This is a genomic window from Vibrio sp. 10N.261.52.A1 (assembly GCF_002876325.1).
Classification (GTDB): Bacteria; Pseudomonadota; Gammaproteobacteria; order Enterobacterales; family Vibrionaceae; genus Vibrio; species Vibrio chagasii.
Genome location: NZ_MCYD01001338.1, coordinates 1 through 938 on the forward strand (window position 1 = coordinate 1; position 938 = coordinate 938).

Below are 938 nucleotides of genomic sequence, written 5' to 3' on the forward strand. Positions count from 1 at the left end.
GTGTTCTAATTTATTTAAACAAGACTTCACTCTATTTAAATAATTAAAATCAGACTTGAGCGAAGCCTTAATTTTCAATAAAGATATTAGTCGTTAGTCGAAGTCAAAATCTTGATGGTACTTTCGACCATATTGTTCCAAAGTTCTATTATGAGTATTAACTTGTAATTCGATGTTGCTTCCATCTTTACCCATAACCTTATTTCCATCGACGTGTGATTCACTTTTCAAATCAACCAGTGTCTCTTCGTTATACTCTGTAGGTTCATTTAACACATTCATGGATATTAACTCCTTTATCAGATTTACTTTGGCTGACGGAAGAACATGAACGGATACTAGACCGTTTGAATATCCTTGCTCGTCGTACAAAGGTTGAATGGCATCATTGCAACCTTCCTTAAACGGATGAATGGAATACCATTTGTCCTTACGTTGTTCTTGCTGATCACAATCAACAACATGAAATATCTGAGTTTTCTCAACACCACATGGTGTAAAGAAATCACTAACTCTTTCAAAATCAATTGCTTTAGTAATATTAATGCAGTCTTTACTCTGGCTATGACACAAAGCCCACAGCGCATTAAGCAGGTTATCGCTCCATTCAAGTAAACGAGTGGGAAATCCCTGCTTCTTTGCTAAGCACATCAGCAACCAATCATTTATGTCGTGAGAGTGCAATGAATGCCCACCATAGATACGAACCGTTGAAAGCAAATCTTGTTCGACTCGGCGTAAGTTCTTACGATTAGAACGACCCAAGCTAGGCATCAAGTTATTGTTTTCGTAATCACAAACGTTATAAATCAACCCACAAGGTTCGTTGCACTCTTTAATATATGAATCAATTATTTGATACAGTTCTTTGAGTGAGCTTATATACCGTTTATTGTTCATATCTATTTTCTACCACTCACCTATATAAATAATGATTC

Annotated in this window: 1 protein-coding gene; it reads right to left on the reverse strand. The window is 35.8% G+C overall.

Annotated elements, in window-relative coordinates; genetic code table 11:
- Nucleotides 1-93: 93 nt before the first annotated feature.
- Nucleotides 94-900, reverse strand: coding sequence for an FRG domain-containing protein (locus BCT81_RS27560; protein ID WP_102426522.1), 807 nt, complete (start codon nt 898-900; stop codon nt 94-96).
- Nucleotides 901-938: the final 38 nt, after the last annotated feature.

Coding starts and splice junctions, on each gene's coding strand:
- BCT81_RS27560 (WP_102426522.1), bottom strand. CDS start 900: ATGAACAATAAACGGTATATAAGCTCACTCAAAGAACTGTATCAAATA.